Below are 24,352 nucleotides of genomic sequence, written 5' to 3'. Positions count from 1 at the left end.
AACTGTTTGATTAATAAAATTGTGTATGCTATTTTAATTTAAAAAAAACTTAATTAAATTAAAATTTTACAAGAAAAGTTTTTATTTCTATACCTCTTTTAACAGTAACACTTACTTCATCTCCTGCATTATATAATGCCAAACATTCCATATAACTATATACTTCTTTTATTTCGCAAGTACCTATTTTTGTAATGACATCTCCAGTCAAAATACCTGCCAATTGGGCAGGTCTGCCATCTGTAACCCCGTCTATATGAAGTCCATCGCCATGGTCTGTATAATCTGGCATAACGCCTAGTGTTACTTTATATTTTGCGGTTGTTTTTCCTGCATTTAATTTCGTTTTAGTAAATGGAATTTCAGGTGTATTTGCTAACATATCCGAAATTCTAAAAACATAGTCGATAATAGTCGATACCCCAAAATAATTGATTTTGTCTTCGTCGTCACTTGGCTTGTGATAGTCTTCATGAGTACCCGTAAAGAAAAATAAAACTGGAATATCCTTCAGATAAAAAGAGGTATGATCTGATGGCCCTACGCCGCTTTCGTCTAAAGTGATATGAAATCCCGCTGGTTTATTTTTTTCGATTATACTTTTATACAAAGGACTAGTACCCGTTCCTCCAATTGTAAGTTCTTTTTTAGCATTAAGCCTTCCAATCATGTCCAAATTAAGCATCGAAACACAATTTGGATAATTATTTTTAACTTGTTCCGCAAAATGTTTAGAACCCATCAACCCGTCTTCTTCTCCAGAAAATAAAACAAATACAAAATTGGCTTGTTCTTGAGTAGCATTGGAAGCTAGTATTCTGGCCAATTCCAAAACTCCAGCTACTCCAGACGCATTGTCATCTGCCCCGTTGTGAATTTCGCCTTCTGAATTGGCTTTGGTAGAATGATGGTGTTCATTTAAACCTAAATGATCATAATGTGCTCCAATGATAATTGTTTTGGAGGCATGATTGTCTAAATAGCCTATGACATTTTGTCCTATAATTTCTTGACCATTTGATACTGATGTGTCGTGTGGATTTGTATTGAACTTATAATGAAATTTTTGACTATAAGACTTGTCTTTCAATGGTTTTAAACCTATTTTTTTAAACTCTTTTGCTAAATATTGTGCCGCAATTGCTTCTTCCTTCGACCCCGTCAATCTTCCCTTCAAGGCGTCGGAAGCTAAATAACTGATGTGTGATTTTACATTTGTGCTATTTACTTGTTCCATAACGTCTGTTTCTACCCAATCTGCAATAAAAACGTTGGTTTCTCTGGGTTTGTCTTGTTGTCTATTGCTCGAAAATACCAACTTTTTACCATCGGGCGAAAACATAGGAAAGGCATTAAACTCGCTTTCAAAAGTAATTTGTTTTAAATTTTCGCCATTTGTGTCTATCATATACAACTGAAAATCATAACCTCTTGTGGCATGATGGTTGGAAGAAAATATTATTTTTTTGTCTGATGGATGAAAAAATGGAGCCCAATTGGCTTTGCCTAAATGTGTAATTTGCTTCAAATCAGAGCCATCAACATTACAAGTATAAATTTCCATTTCTGTAGGTGCTACTACATTTTCGCTCAACAACGATTTATACTCTTCTATTTCTTGGGTTGTTTTGGGTCTTGATGATCTAAAAACGAGTTTTTTACTATCATGCGAAAAAAAACTGCCTCCATCGTATCCTAAACCGTTTGTGATTTGTTTTAAATTTGATCCATCAATATTCATGGTCCATAATTCCAAATCACCACTTCTAATGCTTGTAAATGCTATTTTTTTTCCATCGGGCGACACCACAGCTTCCGCATCATATCCTGGAGAGTTGGTCAATTGTTTAACTATATTTCCTTGTAAATCAGCAATATAAATATCAAATTCAGGATATACAGCCCAAAGGTATTTACCATCTTTAGCCTTTGGTGGTGCAGGACATTGCTCTGAAACTCCGTGGGTAGAAGCATATAATATATGTTTGCCATCGGGCATAAAATAAGAACAAGTAGTCCTTCCTTTGCCGTTTGAAATGCGTTGCAAACTATTGGTATTAAGGTTTTTTTGTTGTAAATCCAGTAAATAAATTTGATCACAAACAGCTCCAATTGTAGTATTGGTAACTTGTAGGGTTAGTTTTTGACTATCCGGGCTAAAATACGCTTCTGCATTATCGCCACCAAAAGTAAGTTTTTTGATATTTTTTAAATTCTTTTCTTGTGAATAAGAAATATTAATAAAATTTAATATTAATAAAATACATACAAATACTATTTTTTTAAAGTTCATAGTTTATAAATTTTAATTCAAAATACAAGACCTCGGTGGGTATATTGCAAAATTATTAAAAATTATATAATATTTCAATTTTTTAAAACAAATAATTCAATAGCAAAGGACATTTAAAATAAAATTTTTATTTTTTTCCTGTATAGACGCTTTTTTTAATCTTTAGCATGATTTCAAAAGACCCTATCCTTTTTTTTAATTAAGACATTATTTGTAATTTTGTTTAAAAAAAATATCAATTTATTAATTAAATATATTTTTCATACCAAATAATTTGAATAATATGTGTTTAAAAAAGTAAAAAACAACATTATGTTAATAATTTACAATACAAAAAATTAAATAATTAAACCATAAATTTATTTATTTATAATATAATTTATACAAAAAAGATGAAATTAAGTACCTATTTATCAGATCGACTTCGAGCGGTTTATTTAGACGGACATTGGATAGCCAATACCAATTTTAAATCGCAATTGGAACATACCAATTGGCAACAGGCAACACAAAAATTAGACAATTTCAATACCATTGCGGCATTAATATTTCATATTAATTATTATTTAGAAGGATTGTTAAATGCATTTGACAGCGGAAAAATTGAAATCAGCGATGCTTTTAGTTTTGATTGTCCGCCCATACAATCTGATGCTGATTGGAATAATATGATAAGAATATTTTTAGATCATGCCGAAAAATTTTCCGTTTTAGTTGAAAATTTAGATGAAAGTGTATTTGAACAACCATTTTTTGACGATCAATATGGAAGTATGATCCGAAATATTGAAGGGGTTATAGAGCATAGTTATTATCATTTAGGCCAAATTGTTTTGATTAACAAATTATTACAAAAAAACAATAAGTAACAGCTTAATATGATGAAAAAACTTAATTTTTTTATCATTATTAGTTAATAATTTATCACTTTAGATATGATTTAGACTAAAATAAATTTTTATATTTTCACCATAAAAGTGATCTAAAATTTATTAATACATTAGAAATATATTAAATAAAAAAATATGGTTGATTTAAAAAAACAAGAAGAACGCATAGCAAAAATGACATTTGCAAAAGTTTATCCGCTATATGTAGCAAAAATTGAAAAGAAAAACCAAACCAAAAAAGACTTGGACCACATCATTACTTGGCTTACTGGTTTTGATGAAAATAGCATACAACAGCACGTAAAAAACAACATTAATTTTGAAACTTTTTTTGATCATGCAGTGCTAAATCCAAATGCAAAACTTATCAAAGGGGTTATTTGTGGCTATAAAATAGAAGACATTGCAAGCCCATTAGTTCAAAAAGTTCGGTATTTAGATAAACTTGTTGATGAATTAGCCAAAGGAAAATCATTGGATAAAATATTAAGAAAATAGTGTTTTATTTTTAAATTAATAAATAATTATTGTATTTAATAAAAACATTATAAATTATATTTTAAAATATTTGACAAAATAAATTGCTTCCTACAGGACATCCAAAGTTCCACTTTCGATGCCAATAGCACTTTATTCCCGTTTTAATATTTTGATATGGCCTCTATAGATATAGTTTCCGTTTGCAATGTTATAATAGAAATTAATCACGTAAATACTTACATTAATTTTAATTAAAATAAACTTACATATACATATAGCAATGTCCTTTTCGATACCATAACGTAATCGAGTGCGTTTTTTATGTGTAAATTTTCTTAAAAAATTTCCATTTTACAAATCCAAATCATCTATTTGAAAACTATTCAAAAAAGCTATTGCATTTTCAATATCATAATGCAATATCCTATCTTGCTCAACAATTGGCACAACTTCTCTAAATGATTTTACAAACATTTCAATAAAACCAGACGATTTTAAAGGGTGTCTAAAAGTCAGAGCCTGAGAAGCGTTCATCAATTCGATGGCTAAAATTCGTTCTAAATTTTGCATGATTTTGAAAGCCTTGGTGGCAGCATTTGCCCCCATACTCACGTGGTCTTCCTGCCCGTTTGACGATACAATACTGTCTATACTGGCTGGAGTTGCCAATTGTTTGTTTTGACTTGCAATGCTTGCAGCGGTATATTGCGGAATCATAAACCCTGAATTTAATCCAGGATTACTTACAAGAAAAGAAGGCAAACCTCTTAATCCAGACACTAATTGAAATATTCGTCTTTCAGAAATACTTCCTAATTCAGACAATGCAATAGCCAAAAAATCAAGTGCTAAAGCCAATGGTTGTCCATGAAAATTGCCTCCTGAAATAATTTGATCCTGATCGACAAAAATGTTTGGATTGTCTGTAACAGCGTTAATCTCCGTTTTAAAAACTTTCTTACAATAATCAACTACATCTTTTGAAGCTCCATGTACTTGGGGCATACATCTAAAAGAATATGGATCTTGGACATGATTTTTCTCTTGAGCAATTATCTCACTTCCTTCTAAAAATGCAAGGATACGGTTTGCCGTAACAATTTGTCCTTTATGTGGCCTAACCAAATGGATCAATTCATTGAAAGGGTCTATTCGTCCGTCAAAAGCTTCAAGGGAAATCGTGCCAATCAAATCGGCCAAATAAGCCATTTTTATTGACTTTAAAGTTAAATATATACCATAAGCACTCATAAATTGGGTCCCGTTTAACAAAGCCAACCCTTCTTTTGATTGCAAAACAATAGGTTGCCAACCAAAATGATGCAACACCGTGGCAGCTGGTGTTTTTTGACCTTGAAAAACCACTTCGCCTTCGCCCAAAAGTGGTAATGCTAAATGAGCCAAAGGAGCCAAATCGCCAGAGGCACCAAGTGAACCAAGGGTATAAATTACGGGCAAAATATCATGATTATAAAAATCAATTAATCTTTCAACGGTTTGAAGCTGCACCCCCGAATGTCCATAACTTAAGGATTGAATTTTTAAAAACAACATGATTTTAACAATTTCAGTTGGAACAGGATCTCCCGTGCCACAAGCATGTGATTTAACTAAATTTTCTTGTAATTTTGTTAAATTTTCTTCTGAAATTTTCACATTACACAACGAACCAAAACCCGTGTTGATCCCATAAATTGGGGCTGTATTTTGAGCCATTTTTTCGTCCAAGTAGGTTCTACACTTTTTTATTTGAAAAGCGGCCTCTTCAGACAATGCTATTTTTTTTGATTCCAATACCAGATCCTGAATTGTTTGAAGCGTTAGTATTTCGGATGAAATATAATGTGTGTTGTCCATTTTTTTGATTGAATTAAAGTCCAAAATTCCATAAATCTATCCAAATAAACAAATAATATGTTAATTATATTTAAAAATATTTTCGATTTCTATATTTATTAAGGAGTTAAATTTACATAAACTTAAAATAACTACTTTATAACCAATCAATTTTAATATATTCGCAAAAGTAAAGTGAAAGTTTTTGAAAACAAAAATTAAACCCTATTTTTGCTTCATCAATTTTGATATCCTAGAAATGAACTTTTGTAGCAACTTTTTTACTTCTTATAATGCAGCCACTATTTTGGTTGCCATTATTGCTACAACAATTATTATTACCCCATTAGGGGTATAAATTCATCATATAATCCATTTTATGTATTTTTTCAACAAACGAAAAAATCAATTCGACAGTATGATATACTTAATAAATCCTTTATATAAAAAAATAAAATGAAAGTTTTAAAATTTGGCGGTACATCCGTAGCAAACGCAACAAATATAAATTTAGCCCTTGATATTGTAGAAAAAAAATCGGAAAATGACCGATTGGTCGTAGTAGTTTCTGCTTTAAGTGGTGTTACAGACTTGTTAGTACAATCGGCACAATTGGCCTCTGCTAATAATAAAGATTACGAAAAAATTGTAGAACAAATTTTACAAAAACACCAAGAAGCCATTTTGAATTTGATTGACAAAGAGGCACAACAAGCGCTATTAGAGCTCATTCAAAATAACATATCACATCTTAAAACCCTTTTAGACGGTTGTTACCTCCTTGGTGAATTATCTGCTAAAACAGCGGATACAATTTTAGGATTTGGCGAATTATTTTCATCTCAAATCATTGCAAAATCATTACAACAACGTCAAAATAATGCCACTTTCAAAGACAGTCGCGAGCTTATAAAAACCAACAACCATTTTGGTAAAGCAGCCGTTGATTTTGACATTACAAATCCATTAATAGCATCCTATTTTAAGGAATCAAATGCTAACATTACTTTAATGCCCGGTTTTATTGCCTCGTCTGTAGATGGATTTGCAACAACTTTAGGCAGAGGAGGTTCAGATTATACCGCAGCCATCATAGCGGGTGCCATACATGCTGCTGAATTAGAAATTTGGACAGATGTAAATGGTATGTTTACTGCCAATCCAAAAATAGTCAAGCAAGCCAAACCCATCGATACCATTTCCTATCAAGAAGCTATGGAATTATCACATTTTGGGGCCAAAGTCTTGTATCCGCCAACTATTCAGCCTGTTTTGAAAAAAAACATTCCAATTTGGATTAAAAACACTTTCGATCCAGAAGCTGCTGGAACATTAATTACTTTGAAAGCTGCAGAAAATGAAAATCCAATTAAAGGAATTTCGCACATAGATGGCATCAGTTTATTAACTTTGGAAGGCCCAGGAATGATTGGAGTTTCTGGCTCGTCTAAACGTTTATTTGAAGTTTTGTCCCATGAAAATGTAAATGTCATTTTTATTACTCAAGCGTCTTCAGAACATTCTATTTGTATTGGAATTTTAAATAATGATGCTCAAAAAGCCGAAATAGCCATCAATAAAGCCTTTGAAATTGAAATCAACCAACATAAAATCAACCCTTGTTTGGTAGAACAAAATTTATGTATCATGGCACTTGTTGGCGAAAACATGAAAAACCATCAAGGTATTAGTGGCAAAATGTTTAGCACTCTTGGCAAAAATAATGTAAACATTAGAGCCATTGCACAAGGAGCTTCTGAAAGAAATATCTCTGTTGTAATTGAGGAAAAAGATGTAAAAAAAGCACTAAACGCAATCCATGAAACTTTTTTTGAAGATAATGCCAAACAATTAAACCTTTTTGTGATGGGAGTTGGCAATGTTGGTGAAAAATTTATAGAACAAATAAGACAACAAAAGAAATTTTTAAAAGAAAATCTTAGAATTAATTTGAGAGTTATTGCCTTGTCAAATTCTCGAAAAATGCTTTTTGACGAAGAAGGTATTGCTTTAAAAGATTGGCAAAATAGTTTACAAAAAGGCGAAATAGCAAATCAAGAAGTATTTATTGAACGAGTAAAAAACTTGAACTTTAGAAACAGTATTTTTGTGGACATTACTGCCAATGCTGCCATAGCTCAAACCTATAAGGATTATTTGAAAAAAAATATTGCTGTAGTTACTTGCAATAAAATTGCTTGTTCGTCTCAATATCAAAACTACAACGAACTCAAAACATTGTCTCGAAAATTTAATGCCCCATTTTTGTTTGAAACCAATGTGGGTGCAGGTTTACCAATAATAGATACACTAAAAAACTTGATAGCTTCGGGCGATAAAGTACACAAGATTCAGGCAGTATTGTCGGGAAGTTTGAATTTTATCTTTAATCATTTTAATGAGAATAACCCATTTCATGAAGTTGTAAAAGAAGCTGGTGTTCAGGGTTTTACAGAGCCCGATCCAAAAATTGATTTGAGCGGAGTAGATGTGGCCCGAAAAATTCTAATTTTAATTAGAGAAAGTGGTTATCAAATGGAAATTGAAGACATTGCAAACGAATCGTTTATTCCACAAGAATGTTTAGCAACTACCTCAAATGAACAATTTTTTGAAACATTAATAAAAAATAACGAGCATTTTCAAAATATTTATAAAAATGCTGTTTCAAAAAACTGTCGATTAAAGTATGTAGCCCAATTTGAAAACGGAAAAGCAAATGTCGGATTACAATTAATACCTTCAGATCATCCATTTTATAATTTGGAAGGCAAAGACAATATTGTGTTATTTTTTACAGACCGTTATGTCGAACAACCTTTGTTGATAAAAGGAGCTGGAGCTGGGGCAGCCGTTACGGCATCTGGAATATTTGCAGATGTCATTAGAATTGGTAATAGATAAGGTAATAAAAAATTGTAAAAATAGTATATTAGAAAAAATTAACATCCAAAAACACAATATTTTACGTAAGAAAAATTACAAATTAATTTTAAATATAATATTGTGTTTTTTGAAAAAATTTGTTTTTTTTTGCAGAATAAAAATATGTAAGTAAAAAATAATGGTTTTCTATTCCTAATTTATGAAATAGAAAATCGTTATATCAATCAATTAGTATGGTATTTTATTTATAAATGCAACATAATTAATGTAATTATAAAGTATAATACATTATTAATGAAGGATTTAAAAATAAAATAATAATATAACATGCTATAAAATATATTCCATTATGAATGAAATAAAAATATTTTGCCCTGCTACCATAGCCAATTTATCATGTGGGTTTGATGTATTAGGACTTTGTTTAGAAAACATTGGCGACGAAATGGTTATCCGAAAAACCACAGCAAAGGGCATTAAAATTTCAAAAATAGAAGGGGCACAATTGCCACTAGAAACAGAAAAAAATGTGGCTGGAGTAGCAGCATTGGCTATCTATAATGCCGTAGATGTAGCTTTTGGTTTTGAAATTGAAATTTATAAAAAAATAAAAGCAGGAAGCGGTATTGGAAGTAGCTCTGCTAGTGCAGCAGGAGCCGTTTTTGGAATAAATGAACTTTTGGGTAGGCCGTTTACCAAACACCAATTGGTAGATTTTGGAATGAAAGGCGAGGCAGTGGCTAGTGGTAGCGAACATGCCGATAATGTTGCACCATGTGTTTTGGGTGGATTTACCCTTGTTCGGGGTTATAACCCACTAGATGTCATTCGGATAGATAGTCCAAATGAGTTATGGGCTACGGTCATCCATCCTCAAATAGAATTAAAAACCTCTGAAATGAGGGCCGTATTACAACCCATGATTTCCTTAAAAAGTGCCATTACACAATGGGGCAATGTTGGAGGATTAATTGCTGGATTGTACACCTCTGATTATGAACTCATTAGCCGTTCATTACACGATGTTGTAGTAGAACCGTTGAGAGGTAAATTTATTCCAAATTTTGAAGAGGTTAAAAAATTATCTCTCGATAACGGAGCTTTAGGAGCTGGTATTTCTGGCTCTGGCCCCTCAATTTTTGCCTTAAGCAAAGGATTTGACACGGCTCAAAAAGTAGCCTATGGCATGCAAACAATTTTTGAAAAAACTACCATTCCGTTTGAAATTCATGTATCCAAAATCAATGCGGCAGGCGTTACTATAATTGAATAAACACAACTAACACAAATTATTTTTTACAATGAAATATTATAGCTTAAATAGACAAGCAGCCCAAGTAAGTTTTCAAGAAGCTGTTATACAAGGACTTGCACCAGACAAAGGGTTGTATTTTCCTGAAAAAATTACCCCATTATCGACTACTTTTTTTGAAAATATAGAAAATTTGTCTAACGAAACCATAGCTTTTGAAGTTATAAGGCAATTTGTTGGTGACGAAATTCCTGAAATGGATTTGAAACAAATTATCAAAGAAACATTGTGTTTTGATTTTCCAACTGTAAAAGTAGAAGAAGGTATTTATTCATTAGAACTCTATCATGGGCCAACTATGGCTTTCAAAGATGTTGGTGCCCGATTCATGTCGAGATGTATAGGCTATTTTAATAAAAATAATGCCAACTCAAAAAATACAGTTTTAGTAGCCACATCGGGCGATACAGGTGGAGCTGTTGCAAGTGGTTTTTTGGGTGTAGATGGCGTAAAAGTAGTGATTTTGTATCCTTCGGGAAAAGTAAGCGACATTCAGGAACGACAATTGACTACCTTGGGACAAAACATTCAGGCGTTAGAAGTGGCAGGTGTTTTTGACGATTGTCAGGACATGGTAAAAAAAGCCTTTTTAGACGACACCTTGGCCCACCATAACTTAACTTCGGCCAATTCGATTAATATTGCACGTTGGTTGCCACAAATGTTTTACTTCTTTTTTGCTTACAAACAGTTAAAATCTATGGGCAAGCAAATGGTTTTTTCATGTCCTAGTGGCAATTTTGGCAATATTTGTGCAGGTATCATGGCCAAAAAATTAGGATTGCCAATCAAACATTTTGTTGCGGCTACCAATATAAACGACACAGTGCCCGAATATTTATCCACAGGCATTTACAACCCAAAGCCATCCAAAGCTACAATGTCAAATGCAATGGATGTTGGTAATCCAAGCAATTTTGTTAGAATCCAAGAAATGTACCAACATGATTTGAATGAATTTTCAAAAGATTTTTCATCTTTTTCCTATAATGATTTAGAAACAGCGCAAATTTTAAAGGACATTTATAGTAAAACAGGTTATGTTGCAGAACCACATGGTGCTGTAGGTTATTTAGGTTTGAAAAAAGAAATGCCCAATCATGAAGGAGCAATTGGAATCTTTTTAGAAACAGCACATCCAATCAAATTTTTAGATGTTGTAGAACCCATATTAAATACCAAGTTAGACATACCTGAACAAATTGAAAGCGTATTGAACAAGGAAAAAGTAAAAACACCAATAAGAACATACAACGATTTGAAAAATTTCTTAGATTTATAACACACAAAAATAGGTGTTTGATTAATGATTTCTTAATAAAATATATTAAAATTGATTATTAAAAAAAAAAATCCATATTTTTAAATAATTGATTAAAATTCGATAATTTTGCAAAAAAATTCAACCTTAGTTTTTAGGTATTTGAAATTAAAAAAAAAGTTTAAAATTTAACAAAAAAAAACCTCTTATTTAAAAATAAATAATATTTTTGAAAAGTTAAAAAAAAAGTTTTTTTTGGACCCAAATAGCACAAAAAACTGTTGGCACAATAAAAAGTGAATATAAAAAAACAACCTATAACGAATAAAGATACATTTATGAAAAATACTGCTTTAACAACTATACATGAAGCTTTAGGTGCAAAAATGCTTCCATTTGCTGGATTTAATATGCCTATATTGTATGAAGGAGTCAATGCAGAGCACGAAATTGTAAGAAATGGAGTTGGTGTATTTGATGTGTCTCACATGGGTGAATTTTTGATAACAGGAAAAAATGCTTTAGATTTAATTCAAAAAGTTACCTCAAACGATGCTGCTGTACTTACAAACGGACGAGTACAATATTCGTGTATGCCAAATGAAACGGGCGGTATAGTAGATGATTTGTTGGTATATAAAATAGCAGATGAATCCTATTTATTGGTTGTAAATGCGTCTAATATAGAAAAAGATTGGAATTGGATATCCAGTCATAATGATATGGATGCCAAAATGGTAAACGCATCAGACGACTATTCATTATTGGCCATTCAAGGACCAAAAACCATAGAAGCCATACAGTGTTTGACGAGTGTTGATTTGTCTCAAATTGCCTATTATCACTTTCAAATAGCAGATTTTGCAGGATTTGAAAATATCATGATTTCGGCAACGGGTTATACGGGAGCTGGTGGATTTGAAATATATTGCAAAAATTCAGAAGTAGAAACCATTTGGAAAAAAGTATTTGAGGCAGGAAAACCTTTCAATATCAAACCAATTGGGTTAGCAGCACGCGATACTTTAAGATTAGAAATGGGTTTTTGCTTGTATGGCAACGACATCAACGACACCACTTCGCCATTAGAAGCAGGATTAGGATGGATTACAAAATTTAATAAAAAATTCATCAATTCAGAAGCATTAAAATTACAAAAAGAACAAGGAGTTTCAAAAAAGTTAATTGCATTTGAAATGCAAGAAAGAGCAGTTCCAAGACATGATTATGAAATTGTAGATGCACAAGGCAATCAAATAGGAATTGTAACCTCGGGAACAATGTCGCCATCTCTGAATAAAGGCATTGGATTAGGATATGTAACCTCACAAAATAGCACAATAGGTCATGAAATTTTTATTAAAATTAGAAAAAACAATGTTTTAGCAAAAGTAGTTAAACTACCTTTTTTAAAAATAATAGAAAGTCAATAATAATAAAATAATTCAAATCTAAAGTTCTGTTACGTTATGTTAATCTTAAAATTAAAAAACACTTATTATGAAACAAGTAGTACTTTTTATTGCCTTATTTATTAACTTTACCATATCTTGTTTGGGACAAGATTATAAAAACCCCACGGTTTATTTGAATAGAATAGGAGAAATTCAACAAGTAGTAGCCATGCACACTTGGCAATTGAACAAAACATTGGCTACACTAAACCATGATCGGATTGAAAAAGAAAGACTTTCATTTGTAAGAAGTTTAGAGGGTATCAAAATCAAAATTAAAAATTTAGACAGAGGTTTTGAAGGAGACGTTACTTTTAGAGACAAATTATTAATTTATTTGAATAATATTCAATTGTATATCAAAAATGATTATGGTGAATTGATAAATACATATCCTGCTTCTACACTTTCATTAAAAAATATGGAAACCTATATTGAGGCCGAAAATATTTTTAAAAAGAAAATGTCAGCTGAAGTAGCAAAACTAAATGAAGAGCAAAAAATATTTGCTCAAAATCATGGCCTAAAAATTATTAAAAACAATTCTGAAGTAGGTAAAAAACTTGCCGAATCTAATGAATTTTTTGATTATTCAAAATCATTATATCTTATATTTTTTAAATGTAATATTACTGAAAGTCAAATGACTTCCGATTTTGACAGTAAAAATTATGAAGAATATCGTAAAAATGCTGACATTTTCAAAAAATATGTGGAAGATGCTAAAGTAAAATTAAACAACATTGGCGATTATAAAAATGACAGTACACTGAAAAAAACCGTATTGAACATTGTAACCATGTATGATAATGAAATTAAAATGTTGCTCCCAACTATTAATGAATATATTACAAATTATAAAAATTTTACAGATTACGATAATATTTTTAAAACAAAAATAAAAAATAAAACACAAACTGATATCCTCATGTATAATGATTTATTAAAAAAATTAAATACTTCGATTACAAATTACAACAGTTTGAATTCCAGAATCAATGTGCAAAGAAAAGTGATCAAACAAAGCTGGGAAGAAAATCAAAAATCATTTATAGATAAATACACTCCTTTAGATTAACATTAAAATAATTTATAATAAAATACATAGTATAACACAAGATGGGAAGAGCGTTTGAATTTAGAAAAGGTAGAAAAATGAAACGTTGGTCTGCAATGGCCAAAACATTTACAAGAATTGGAAAAGACATAGTGATGGCCGTTAAAGAAGGTGGGCCAAATCCTGATGCCAATTCCAGATTACGAGCCGTTATTCAAAATGCAAAAGCGGCAAACATGCCAAAAGACAATGTAGAAAGAGCCATTAAAAATGCCAGCAACAAGGATACTGCCAATTATAAAGAAATTCTTTTTGAAGGATATGCTCCACACGGTATTGCATTATTAATTGAAACCGCCTCTGACAATAATAATAGAACTGTAGCCAATATTCGAAGCTATTTTAATAAATGTAATGGAACACTGGGAACTCAAGGCTCCGTTGAATTTATGTTTGATCATACTTGCAATTTTAGAGTGCCTAAAGATAATTTAGATCCCGAAGAATTAGAATTAGAATTAATTGACTTTGGTGCAGAAGAAGTATTTGAAGACGAAGATGGTATTTTGATTTATGCCCCGTTTGAAAGTTTTGGAGCCATTCAAAAAGAACTGGAAAACCGAAAAATAGAAATTTTATCTTCTGGTTTTGAAAGAATTCCTCAAATTACAAAAGAATTGACAGAAGATCAAATTGCTGACGTAGAAAAACTTATAGAAAAAATAGAAGAAGATGATGATGTTATGAACGTTTATCATACCATGCAAGAATAAAGACATTTAAAAAAAAATCCCAATTTTTATGTAAAATTGGGATTTTTTTTTGCCAAACATTCAAAAATTCAGTACGTCTTATCTATTATATTTTGGGGCGTTCCCCAAGGNNATAATCTTTTTTGCCCCAAAAAGAGGGGCAAAAAAGGATTTCCACTGCTATCCCTAACGCTATTGAACGTATATAATAAAGTTATTAGTATCAAATAAATATTCTTTTTTCGATATAATTTTAAGGCAAATCTTTTTTTTAATTCAACTTCCAAATCAATGAAGGAGTGATGAAAAATTTTCGCTCTAAACTATCAGTATATAAATCTTTCTTTACAATTGGTACACCAGCATATACTCTAATTTCTATTTGATCTTTCAATTGATAATTAAATTGAACCACCCCATTTGCTGATAAACCTTTTGTGCCTTCAACATCGTGGTAGCCATTTCCTGGATAATAGGGATTGGTTCCATTATTTGTATTGTTGTACCGATCATTTCTCAGTCTATAAAAACCAGTAATACCCAAGTTCAAAAACATGTCGCTAGTATTGATGACTTTATATCCTAATCTGGTATAAAAATCGCTAGAATATTTAATTTCGTTTGTAGCGTGATAATAATTTGAAACTATGGCTTGATCTTCAGGATTATTTTTATCCAACCCAAGTCCCCAATAGCTTGGAAAAAAATAATTTCGATTTCTAATAGTCAAAGGCTGAATGTATCCAAAACTGGCATTAAAATAGTCATTTGCAAATGTATAACCCACAAAAATGTCTAATGTACCTCTATTCCCTTGGTATTCCATAGGCAAAATGGTTTTTTTACCATTAGCTGGGTTTTCTACTTCTTTTTTGGCAAAGTTCAAAGTAATAAGCGTTCCAAAATTAATATCGCTAATAAAATCACCATTTTTATTCAAATGATAATCACTATTAAAATTGATCTCGTTCAAAGTAAATACTTTTGCCAAAACACCAGATGTATAGCTTGTTTTTAGTCTGAATTGTGTAGCAAAATTTTCTTGAAAATTGTTTGAATATGTAAATGATTGGCTAATTAATGTTACATTGTTCTTACCTGTTGCATAGCCTAAATCGACACTTACAAAATGCTCGTCATTTTGAAAACTATTGGATGGTACTATCGACCCCATACTCGTAACACCCTGGTCTCCAGAACCTTGTGCAAAGTATTTTGGTGTAATAAAAACTAGCATTAATGTAAATTTTAGTATAAATTTGGTCATTGGGATTATTTTATCTGATTATTAATTTTGCAAATTTACACTATTTTTTTATTTGATGTCATTTCAAAATCAATAAATCCGTATATTGTTTGCAATTGTTTGATTTCGGATGATAATTTCTTTAAAAAATTTTGATGCGATTCAGAATTGATATTAAATGGTTTATGAAATAAGCCTTTTTGAATTTTATATACTTGTTGCATCGTTTTTTCACAACTTTTTGATATACAAGTATTTACAAAATGATTCCAAATATATTCAATAGCTAATTCATTGGGATGCAGCATGTCATTTGCATAAAATCTATAATCCCGCAACTCATCCAAAAGGATTTCAAATGCTGGAAAATAATAGTTTTTGGGGTTGTTTGTTTCAAACAATACCTGGTGCAAGGCAGCAATTAAATGCGATTTACTGATTTGATTTTCGATAAATCCATCTTTCAAATGCCTAACAGGCGATATTGTAAATATAAAATTACAATTAGGATTTAAAAAACGGATCATTTCTAATGTTTTATGAATGCTTTGTGCTATATCTGCAATGGATAATATTTTTTTTTCAAAAAGTTGTTGAGGCATTTTATGACAATTGGCAACCACAGTGGCTGTTTCTTTCAATTGATATACCCATGATGTGCCATAAGTAATTACTATATGATTTGCAAATTGCACTTGGTTTTTCAAATCCAATAGTTTTTGGTTACAATTTTTTAAAAAATCCATGGCATTTGGATGATTTAGTTCCGAATGTATTTCATAACAATGCCAACAATCATTTTGAAAAAACACATCATTTTCTGTAAATTCTACATTATTGATCGCTCTTTCTAATAAATTTTGAATTGAAATGGGATTGAAAATTATGCCGAATGGATTACAAACCGATTTGAATTTATAAAAATCTAATTGTTGAGCTATATTTTGAGCAAAACAAGACCCCAACAATAACAAGTTGGAGTGATACTCTATTTGAAAAGTATTGGGCTGGATTTGTATTTTGGTAGAAAATTGCATATTTTGATAATTCAGAATAAATCACAAAGAAACAACAGAAATTTACAATAAAAAAGCCTTTGATATACAAAGGCTCTATAATTGTTGGTGTTTATTTTTTACGCCTATTGCGTTCTGTTTTAATTAAATTCAATTCACGACTGGTTTGACCTGCCACCGATGTATTTTCTTCTGCCCGTCTGATCAGATAGGGCATAACATCTTTTACGGGGCCAAAAGGCAAATATTTTGCTACATGATAGCCATTTGCAGCTAAATTATAAGAAATATTATCGCTCATACCATACAATTGTCCAAACCAAATTTTTGTAGATTGGCTTGGAATGTTGTTTTGTTGCATCAAATCCATTAATTTATAGGACGAAATTTCGTTGTGGGTGCCTGCAAAAATAGCCATCGTATCCAAATGTGCCATCATGTAAGCAACTGCTGCATCATAATTTTGGTCTGTGGCTTCTTTTGAGCTGCAAATTGGCGATGGATATTGATGGTCTAAAGCACGTTGGATTTCTTTTTCCATATAAGCACCTCGAACGAGTTTCATACCTATATGAAAATGGTGTGTTTTTGCTTTTTCGTGTAATTGTTTTAAATAATCCATTCTATCCCAACGGTACATTTGTAAAGTATTGAATATCAATGCTTTATTTTTATTGAATTGTACCATCATTTTTTCGACCAATGCATCTGCAGCATCTTGCATCCAGGATTCTTCACCATCAATCAATAGAGCAACATCATGATCAAATGCGGCCTGACAAACTTTTTGAAAACGGGCTTCTACCCTATCCCATGCCGCACTTTCTTCGTCAGAAAAAGGAATATTGGCCCCTTTTTTTTCATATAATTCAAATTTTCCAAAGCCTGTTGGTTTAAAAACGGCAAATGGGATGGATTTTTTTTCTTGGGCAAAAGAAATGATTTTGAGGGTCATATTCATGGCATCGTCAAAATGCTGTTCGTCTTCTTTGCCTTCAACAGAATAATCTAAAACAGATGAAACTCCTTTAGCATACATTTTATCGACAACGGGCAAACAATCATTTTCATTTACTCCACCACAAAAATGGTCAAAAACGGTGGCTCTAATCAAACCTTCTACGGGTAAATTTGCTTTTAAGGCAAAGTTTGTTACAGCAGTTCCAATGCGAACTAGTGGTTGGCTGTCGATCATTTTGAATAAAAAATAAGCTCTTTCGAGTGCTGTATCACTCTTTAGTGCAAAGGCAACTTGGGTGTTATCAAAAATTTTTTCCATAAAATATATTATTGTAACAACAAATATAAAGATGTTTTTTAAATAATTGCAACAATTCAAACGATTTCGGTTGATAAAAATGAAATGAATAGTCGAATTAATTTTTGATAATAAAAATAAAATGAAAAAAAATAAGGATTTAAAAAATATTGCATAAAAATCAATTATTGTTAATAAAGGAACGTCATAAACGATGTAATTTGATATTTTTGCAAAATTATTTAACAATATTCAATAAAAAGCACAAAAAATTAATTGTTCAATAAAAATAAAATTAAATCATTGAGAATATTATTTTTGTATATTTGCAAAATTAATATATTTATGCAAAATTTATATACATGGAGATTTTAGCCTGCCCAAAATGTCAAAACACTACGTTGTCTAAAAGTGGTGTAATTAATAGCAAACAAAGGTACTTATGCAAAAAGTGTAATTATTATTTTACAGTAAATAAACTAGGAAAAAAGATAGATGATTACTATGTTACAAAATCGTTACAACTCTATTTGGAGGGGCTTAGTTACCGTGAAATTGAGCGTATTATAGGGGTTTCACACGTTACGATAAGCAATTGGGTAAAGGCTTTTAAGATCAAAAAACCGTCTCATGGCAACTACCACCCCACTTATAAGATATTTAACCATACAGAGTTGGTTGAATTCATCAAAAAGAAGGAACAATTGTCTGGTGCGGGGATGATTATTACAGAGCTTGGGGACAAGTTTATGCTAATAAAATGGGAACGTTTCAAGGATTAACTATATCATTTTACAAAATAATATATATCTTTTTTTTTAATAAATAAAAATGTTGAATTTGGCACTGTTAAAACAAACCAAAACAATAACTAAAAATTTTTAAAATGAAAAAACGTTACTTAGTACTTTTAGCAGGTTTAGCGTCTCTAAAAGGAATTTCGCAAACAGCTCCAGCTGCTACAGCTGCTGCACCTGCGGCAAATGATTATAGCCTTTCTTGGTATGGATTTGTTCGCACAGACTATATTTGGGATACCCGAAAATCTGCTCAAGTAAGAGAGGATCATTTGAATTTATATCCATTGGACGAGTCAATCAATGGTGGAGATGGTAAAGACGCTAATGCTGTTGGGCAATCAAACTTTTTATCTGTTGTATCAAGACTAGGAGTAAAAGCCAAAGGACCAGATGTATGGGGAGCAAAAGTGAGTGCTACTTTAGAAGGAGATTTCTTTGGTAACTTTGAAAATGCAGCTGCAAATTCTTCATCTGTTGGTTTATTAAGATTACGTCATGCGTATGCTCAATTAGATTGGAAAAAAACCTCTTTGACAATGGGTCAAACTTGGTATCCGACTTTTATTCCTGAAGTATTTCCTGGAGTAGCTAACTTTAGTACAGGAATTATGTTTAATCCTTTTGGATGGGCATCACAAGTAAGATTGAAACAAAGTTTAAGTAAAGATGTTGCTGCTGTGTTTACAGCTTATAAAGAAAGAGAATTTACAATTTCTGGCCCTGGAACACAAAACTCGGCATCTATCAATTCTGCACTTCCATCTTTAAATGCACAATTGCAATATAAAAATAAAAACTTATTTTTAGGAGCTGGTATTGAATACAAATCATTACAACCAAGAACCGACAATGGTTTAACTGGTACAAGTAAAATGATGACTACTAAAAAAGCCAATAGCACTACATTTTATGGATATGGAAAGTATGCAAACGACAAAATTACCATCAAAGCTTATGGAATATCTGGTGGCAACATGTTCAATATGGTAATGCTTGGTGGATATATTGGTTCTACAACTAATGGAATTGAAACATACGAAGCTACAAAAGCAACTGCTTTTTGGATTGATATTGCAAGTAATGGTAAATCTGTGGCTCCAGGATTGTTCTTTGGTACAACAAAAAATAATGGTGCAGACAACGCAGGAACAGTGGCTTATGGAAGAGGAATTGGTGTAAACGGTGCCAGAATGGTAGATAACGTATGGAGACTTTCTGGAAGAGTAGATTTTAAGAAAAATAAATTTAGAATTTCACCAGAATTAGAATTAACTTCAGCAGATTGGGGCGCTTCAGATGCTTTTGGAAAAGTAACAGGTGCTACTACATCAGTAAGCAATTTTAGAACTATGTTATCTTGTGTATATACTTTCTAATAAAAATATTAAAAATAAACCAACTAAATTAAATTAAATACATTAACATTATGGAAGAGAATAAAAAAAGCTCCTTGTGGTCAGTAATCGGGGCATCTTCGGTAGGTACCATGATCGAATGGTATGATTTTTACATCTTTGGTAGTTTAGCTACTATTATTTCAACTAAGTTTTTCCCAACAGACAATCCAACTGCGGGATTCTTATCAACACTAGCAACATTTGCTGCTGGATTTGTAGTTCGTCCGTTTGGGGCATTGTTCTTTGGTCGTTTAGGCGATTTGATTGGACGTAAATATACTTTCATGGTAACATTAGTGTTAATGGGGGGTGCTACTTTCTTAATTGGATGTATTCCTAGTTATGCTACTATTGGATTTATGGCTCCTACATTAGTATTAATCCTTCGTTTGCTTCAAGGTTTGGCTCTTGGTGGAGAGTATGGTGGTGCTGCTACTTATGTGGCAGAACATGCTGGAACAGGTCAAAGAGGATATTGGACTTCTTGGATTCAAACTACGGCTACTATCGGATTGTTTATCTCTCTTTTAGTAATCATGAGTACCAAAGCCTCTATGAGTAAAGAAGCTTTTGAAGATTGGGGTTGGAGAGTACCGTTTTGGGTATCTATCTTAATGATTTTTGTATCGTACTTGATTCGTAAAAACATGGGAGAATCTCCTGAGTTTGCAAAAGTAAAAGCAGAGGGTAAAGTTTCTACAAATCCATTAAAAGAAAGTTTTGGTAACAAATTGAACTTCAAATTTGTATTATTAGCTTTATTTGGAATCGTTATGGGGCAAGGTGTTGTTTGGTACACTGGACAATTTTATGCCATGAGTTTCATCGAAAAAGTAATGGGTGTATCAGACCAAGTTGGAGATATTATGATGTATGCTATTTTGATGGCTACTCCTTTCTTTGTAGTATTTGGATGGTTATCTGATAAAATTGGAAGAAAATGGTTGATGCTTACAGGAATGTTAATTGCTGTGGTAATATACAGACCTGTTTATAGAGCGATGTACGAAACTTCAAACATCAAAAACAAAACTGAAATCGTTGAAAAAACAGTTAAATTAGCTGAGTTGAAAGAAAACAAAGACAAAGCAATGGATTCTGTTTATACAACTACAAAAGAGTTTACCGATGGCGCTACTTATAAAGAAGTTAAAACTGTAACTTTAGAAAATGGAAAAGCCAAATTGGGCGATGATGGAAAAGTAAAAGCAGTTACCAAAAAAACTGTTAAAATCAATGATTCAGACAAATGGACTTTGGTTTGGTTAGTATTCATTCAAATCTTTTTAGTAACTATGGTTTACGGGCCAACTGCAGCTTTCTTGGTTGAAATGTTCCCAGCAAAAATCCGTTACACTTCTATGTCATTACCATATCACATCGGAAATGGAATTTTTGGAGGATTATTGCCAGCAGTAGCTACATCTCTTGTGGCAGCCGCTACAAAAGCCAACGAAGCAGCCACTGCAGCTGGTGAAGCATTGCCAGTAGCCGAACCATATTTACAAGGACTTTGGTACCCAATCATCATTGGTGCTGTATGTTTTGTAATCGGAGTTATTTATGTAGATGGTAAAAGTTCTGCTCATAAAAACTAATCAAAAAAATATTTATAACTTATAAAATTAAAAAATTATGAACTCCATAAAAAAATTATTAGGCATCGTATGGATTATCCTTGGATTAGCTGCTACCTACTTCTTATTAGTTGATCAAGCAATTCCAAAATTCAAATCAGGAAAACCAGAAGACATGATTCCTGCAATTATCTACAGTTTTGTATTGGCACCAATTATTGTTGGTGGATTAGGAATCTTTGGATGGTACTCATTATCTGGAGAATACAACAACTTAGAAGAATAAATTTTTATCACAAAACAATCTCTACAGCAATGTAGGGATTGTTTTATTTAATATAAATGAAAAAAAGACACCAACAAAAGCTCATTATTTTATCAGTGCTCGTTATTTTAGCATTGAATATGCCTCTTGTACTGTTATTTGACAGTTCAAAACCTTTTTTAGGTTTTCCTGTTGTCATCATTTATATTTTTTCGGCTTGGCTCTTTTCTATTGGTTTTACTTTTTTAATTATCAAAAAATACAATGAGTAGCCTTGGCCTTTTAATTATTTTGGCTTTATACCTGTCTATTCTATTTTATATAGCTTATTGGGCAGAAAAAAGAAGTCAAACCAAATGGACTAACAATCCATATATCTATTCTTTTTCGCTTGCCGTATATTGTACTGCTTGGACATATTATGGAAGTATTGGAGTAGCTGCCAATTCGGGTTTAAATTATTTACCCATTTATTTGGGTCCCATAATGATTGTTCCTGTTTGGTTGATTGTATTAAAAAAAATTATCCGAATTTCGAGAGTAAATAAAATATCTAGTGTTGCCGATTTTATTTCGTTACGATATGGAAATAGCAGATTTCTTGGCGCTTTAGTTACCATGATATGTATCGTTGGAATTCTTCCATACATATCATTGCAACTCAAGTCTATATCTGAAACATTTCATATAGTTACCAAAACACAATCTAATTCATTGATATTTAGTGATACCACCACTTATGTTTGTCTAACCTTGGCACTTTTTGCTTCGTATTATGGCACTCGATATGTGGATGCTTCCGAAAAACGTCGTGGTATTGTAACGGCCGTGGCCATGGAATCTATTTTGAAATTGGTCTTTTTTTTAATCATAGGTATTTATGTAACCTATTTTGTATATGATGGCTTTGAAGACATTTACATCAAAGCTTCCGTTCTTAAAAATTTTGATAAAAAAAACACAATTGGAGGACTATCCAACGCAATCAATTGGTTTTTCTTGTGTGTTCTTTCTATGTTTGCCATTTTTTTGTTGCCCAGACAATTCCAAACTACAATTGTCGAAAACAATAAAGAATCTCACATCAAAACTGCCATTTGGTTGTTTCCTTTGTACTTGCTATTGTTTAATATTTTTGTTTTTCCAATTGCTTGGGGAGGCAACATTTTATTTGAAGGCAAAGGGTTCAACTCTGATACATTTTCGTTGCTTATCCCACAACATTTTAACAACAATATTTTAACTATATTGGTTTTTTTGGGTGGTTTTTCTGCGGCTATTTCAATGATTATTGTCTCGTCAATTGCACTTTCAACTATGCTTACAAACAATCTTTTAATTCCTTATGGTTTTATAGGATCGCTAGAAAATGTATCGCAAGACAAAAACAATCAACGAATTATCATCAGTAGAAAAGTAGGTATTTTTTCGTTAATAATACTAGCCTATATCATTTATAGGTTTTATATTGTTGATTATTCGTTGGTATCAATCGGATTGGTATCGTTTGTAATTATTGCACAACTAGCTCCTTCTTTTTTTGGAGCTTTGTTTTGGCGAAGAGGTTCTCAAAAAGGTGCCATAATAGGTATTCTTTTAGGTTTTTTAATATGTGTTTATACCTTAATTGTACCATACACCATTGGCATTTCAAAATCAACGAGTCACTTTATTCAGGATGGGCCTTGGAGTATTGCTTTGTTAAAACCATTTCAATTGTTTGGGTTAAATTATTTAGATCCTATCCCACATGCAGTATTTTGGAGTTTTTTCTTTAATATATTGAGCTATTTAGCCATTTCTGTAAGTTTTAAAGGCAATTATAGAGAACGAAATTATGCCGAAATGTTTGTAGATATCAACCGTTATATATCAAACCACGAAGATGCATTTATTTGGAAAGGAACCGCTTATATATCTGATATTCAGAAAGTTTTAGAACGTTTTTTGGGTGTAGAAAGAACCAAAAGGGCATTAAGCATTTTTAATGTAAAGTACAACATCAATAAAGGCGAAACTATGGCCGATGCTCGTTTTATTAAATTTGCCGAAAATTTACTAACAGGACACATTGGAACTGCCTCGGCCAGAATATTGATATCAAGCGTTGTCAAAGAAGATAAAATTTCCTTTACAGAGGTTTTGAATATATTGGAAGAGTCCAAGGAAAATATTATAGTAAACAAAAAATTGATTGAAGCTTCAAATGAATTGACTAAAATTTCCAATCAGTTGAAAATTGCCAATCAAGAATTGATTAACAAAGACATTCAAAAAGACGAATTTTTAGATACTGTAACACACGAATTGCGAACCCCCATAACAGCCATAAGAGCAGCCAGCGAAATTTTGCATGACGATGATGATGTACCAGAGGAAGTAAGAAAACAATTTTTGCAAAACATCATTTCAGAATCTGATCGTTTGAATAGATTGATTGATAAAATATTGGATTTGGAAAAATTTGAAACGGGTAAACAAAAAATATATTTATCCAAAAATAATATTGTCAAAACCATTAAAAAAACATTGGCATCTGTCAATCAATTGATTATAAATAAAAATATCGAGT

General features: G+C 31.7%; 19 protein-coding genes. 14 read left to right on the top strand and 5 right to left on the bottom strand.

Features of this window, described 5'->3' with window-relative positions:
• Positions 1–58: 58 nt before the first annotated feature.
• Positions 59–2,293, bottom strand: a complete 2,235-nt coding sequence (locus B0A58_RS00935; RefSeq protein WP_089079483.1) for a M20/M25/M40 family metallo-hydrolase — start codon at positions 2,291–2,293, stop codon at positions 59–61.
• A gap of 392 nt (positions 2,294–2,685) precedes the next feature.
• Here B0A58_RS00935 and B0A58_RS00930 point away from each other — a divergent pair, with 392 nt between their 5' ends.
• Both B0A58_RS00930 and B0A58_RS00925 read left to right on the top strand, forming a co-directional pair.
• Complete coding sequence (locus B0A58_RS00930) at positions 2,686–3,162, top strand: DinB family protein (protein WP_089079482.1); 477 nt, start codon at positions 2,686–2,688, stop codon at positions 3,160–3,162.
• Positions 3,163–3,318: 156 nt separating this feature from the next.
• Positions 3,319–3,681: a DUF2200 domain-containing protein gene (locus B0A58_RS00925; RefSeq protein ID WP_089079481.1), complete on the top strand. Its 363-nt coding sequence runs from the start codon at positions 3,319–3,321 to the stop codon at positions 3,679–3,681.
• Between the two features lie 333 nt (positions 3,682–4,014).
• On the opposite strand, the gene hutH is transcribed toward B0A58_RS00925, so the two are convergent.
• Entirely contained in the window at positions 4,015–5,520 is a 1,506-nt protein-coding gene (hutH, locus tag B0A58_RS00920; protein WP_014084297.1) for a histidine ammonia-lyase, read from the bottom strand.
• Between the two features lie 435 nt (positions 5,521–5,955).
• Here hutH and thrA point away from each other — a divergent pair, with 435 nt between their 5' ends.
• From thrA to B0A58_RS00885, 6 genes are all read left to right on the top strand, one after another.
• Complete coding sequence (gene thrA, locus B0A58_RS00915; protein ID WP_089079480.1) at positions 5,956–8,403, top strand: bifunctional aspartate kinase/homoserine dehydrogenase I; 2,448 nt, start codon at positions 5,956–5,958, stop codon at positions 8,401–8,403.
• Positions 8,404–8,734: 331 nt separating this feature from the next.
• On the top strand, positions 8,735–9,658 hold the full coding sequence (locus B0A58_RS00905) for a homoserine kinase (RefSeq protein ID WP_089079478.1): 924 nt from the start codon (positions 8,735–8,737) through the stop codon (positions 9,656–9,658).
• Positions 9,659–9,686: 28 nt separating this feature from the next.
• On the top strand, positions 9,687–10,979 hold the full coding sequence (thrC, locus tag B0A58_RS00900) for a threonine synthase (RefSeq protein ID WP_089079477.1): 1,293 nt from the start codon (positions 9,687–9,689) through the stop codon (positions 10,977–10,979).
• A gap of 317 nt (positions 10,980–11,296) precedes the next feature.
• Complete coding sequence (gene gcvT / locus B0A58_RS00895; protein ID WP_089079510.1) at positions 11,297–12,391, top strand: glycine cleavage system aminomethyltransferase GcvT; 1,095 nt, start codon at positions 11,297–11,299, stop codon at positions 12,389–12,391.
• A 67-nt stretch (positions 12,392–12,458) separates the two neighbouring features.
• Positions 12,459–13,490, top strand: a complete 1,032-nt coding sequence (locus tag B0A58_RS00890; protein ID WP_089079476.1) for an LIC11966 family surface protein — start codon at positions 12,459–12,461, stop codon at positions 13,488–13,490.
• A gap of 41 nt (positions 13,491–13,531) precedes the next feature.
• The gene (locus tag B0A58_RS00885; RefSeq protein ID WP_014084303.1) at positions 13,532–14,242 is read left to right on the top strand and encodes a YebC/PmpR family DNA-binding transcriptional regulator; all 711 of its coding nucleotides are present in this window, start codon (positions 13,532–13,534) and stop codon (positions 14,240–14,242) included.
• A 250-nt stretch (positions 14,243–14,492) separates the two neighbouring features.
• Here the strand turns inward: B0A58_RS00885 and B0A58_RS00875 are convergent, their stop codons facing one another.
• The 3 genes from B0A58_RS00875 to B0A58_RS00865 all read right to left on the bottom strand — a co-directional run bounded on the left by B0A58_RS00875 (position 14,493) and on the right by B0A58_RS00865 (position 17,762).
• Positions 14,493–15,488, bottom strand: a complete 996-nt coding sequence (locus tag B0A58_RS00875; RefSeq protein ID WP_089079474.1) for a hypothetical protein — start codon at positions 15,486–15,488, stop codon at positions 14,493–14,495.
• A 35-nt stretch (positions 15,489–15,523) separates the two neighbouring features.
• Positions 15,524–16,504 carry a GSCFA domain-containing protein gene (locus B0A58_RS00870; protein WP_089079473.1) on the bottom strand — a complete coding sequence of 327 codons (981 nt, stop codon included), beginning with the start codon at positions 16,502–16,504 and terminating at the stop codon, positions 15,524–15,526.
• A 91-nt stretch (positions 16,505–16,595) separates the two neighbouring features.
• The gene (locus tag B0A58_RS00865) at positions 16,596–17,762 is read right to left on the bottom strand and encodes a proline dehydrogenase family protein (RefSeq protein WP_089079509.1); all 1,167 of its coding nucleotides are present in this window, start codon (positions 17,760–17,762) and stop codon (positions 16,596–16,598) included.
• A 341-nt stretch (positions 17,763–18,103) separates the two neighbouring features.
• Between B0A58_RS00865 and B0A58_RS00860 the strand changes: the two genes are divergently transcribed.
• The 6 genes from B0A58_RS00860 to B0A58_RS00835 all read left to right on the top strand — a co-directional run.
• Complete coding sequence (locus tag B0A58_RS00860) at positions 18,104–18,523, top strand: IS1/IS1595 family N-terminal zinc-binding domain-containing protein (RefSeq protein ID WP_014084307.1); 420 nt, start codon at positions 18,104–18,106, stop codon at positions 18,521–18,523.
• A gap of 104 nt (positions 18,524–18,627) precedes the next feature.
• A complete protein-coding gene (locus tag B0A58_RS00855; RefSeq protein ID WP_089079472.1) occupies positions 18,628–19,917 on the top strand; it encodes a hypothetical protein in 1,290 nt (429 codons plus the stop codon).
• A gap of 50 nt (positions 19,918–19,967) precedes the next feature.
• A complete protein-coding gene (locus tag B0A58_RS00850; protein WP_089079471.1) occupies positions 19,968–21,536 on the top strand; it encodes an MFS transporter in 1,569 nt (522 codons plus the stop codon).
• Positions 21,537–21,573: 37 nt separating this feature from the next.
• Positions 21,574–21,801, top strand: coding sequence for a DUF6814 family protein (locus B0A58_RS00845; RefSeq protein WP_014084310.1), 228 nt, complete (start codon positions 21,574–21,576; stop codon positions 21,799–21,801).
• A gap of 56 nt (positions 21,802–21,857) precedes the next feature.
• Positions 21,858–22,052, top strand: a complete 195-nt coding sequence (locus tag B0A58_RS00840) for a hypothetical protein (RefSeq protein WP_014084311.1) — start codon at positions 21,858–21,860, stop codon at positions 22,050–22,052.
• On the top strand, positions 22,045–24,352 hold a 2,308-nt coding region (locus B0A58_RS00835; protein WP_106408023.1), incomplete at its 3' end, for a histidine kinase dimerization/phospho-acceptor domain-containing protein. The genes B0A58_RS00840 and B0A58_RS00835, both read left to right, overlap by 8 nt.

The organism is Flavobacterium branchiophilum NBRC 15030 = ATCC 35035, assembly GCF_002217205.1.
In the GTDB taxonomy this organism is placed as follows: Bacteria; Bacteroidota; Bacteroidia; order Flavobacteriales; family Flavobacteriaceae; genus Flavobacterium; species Flavobacterium branchiophilum.
The sequence above is the reverse complement of the archived record's forward strand: the minus strand, read 5'-3'. Positions and strand labels throughout refer to the sequence as shown.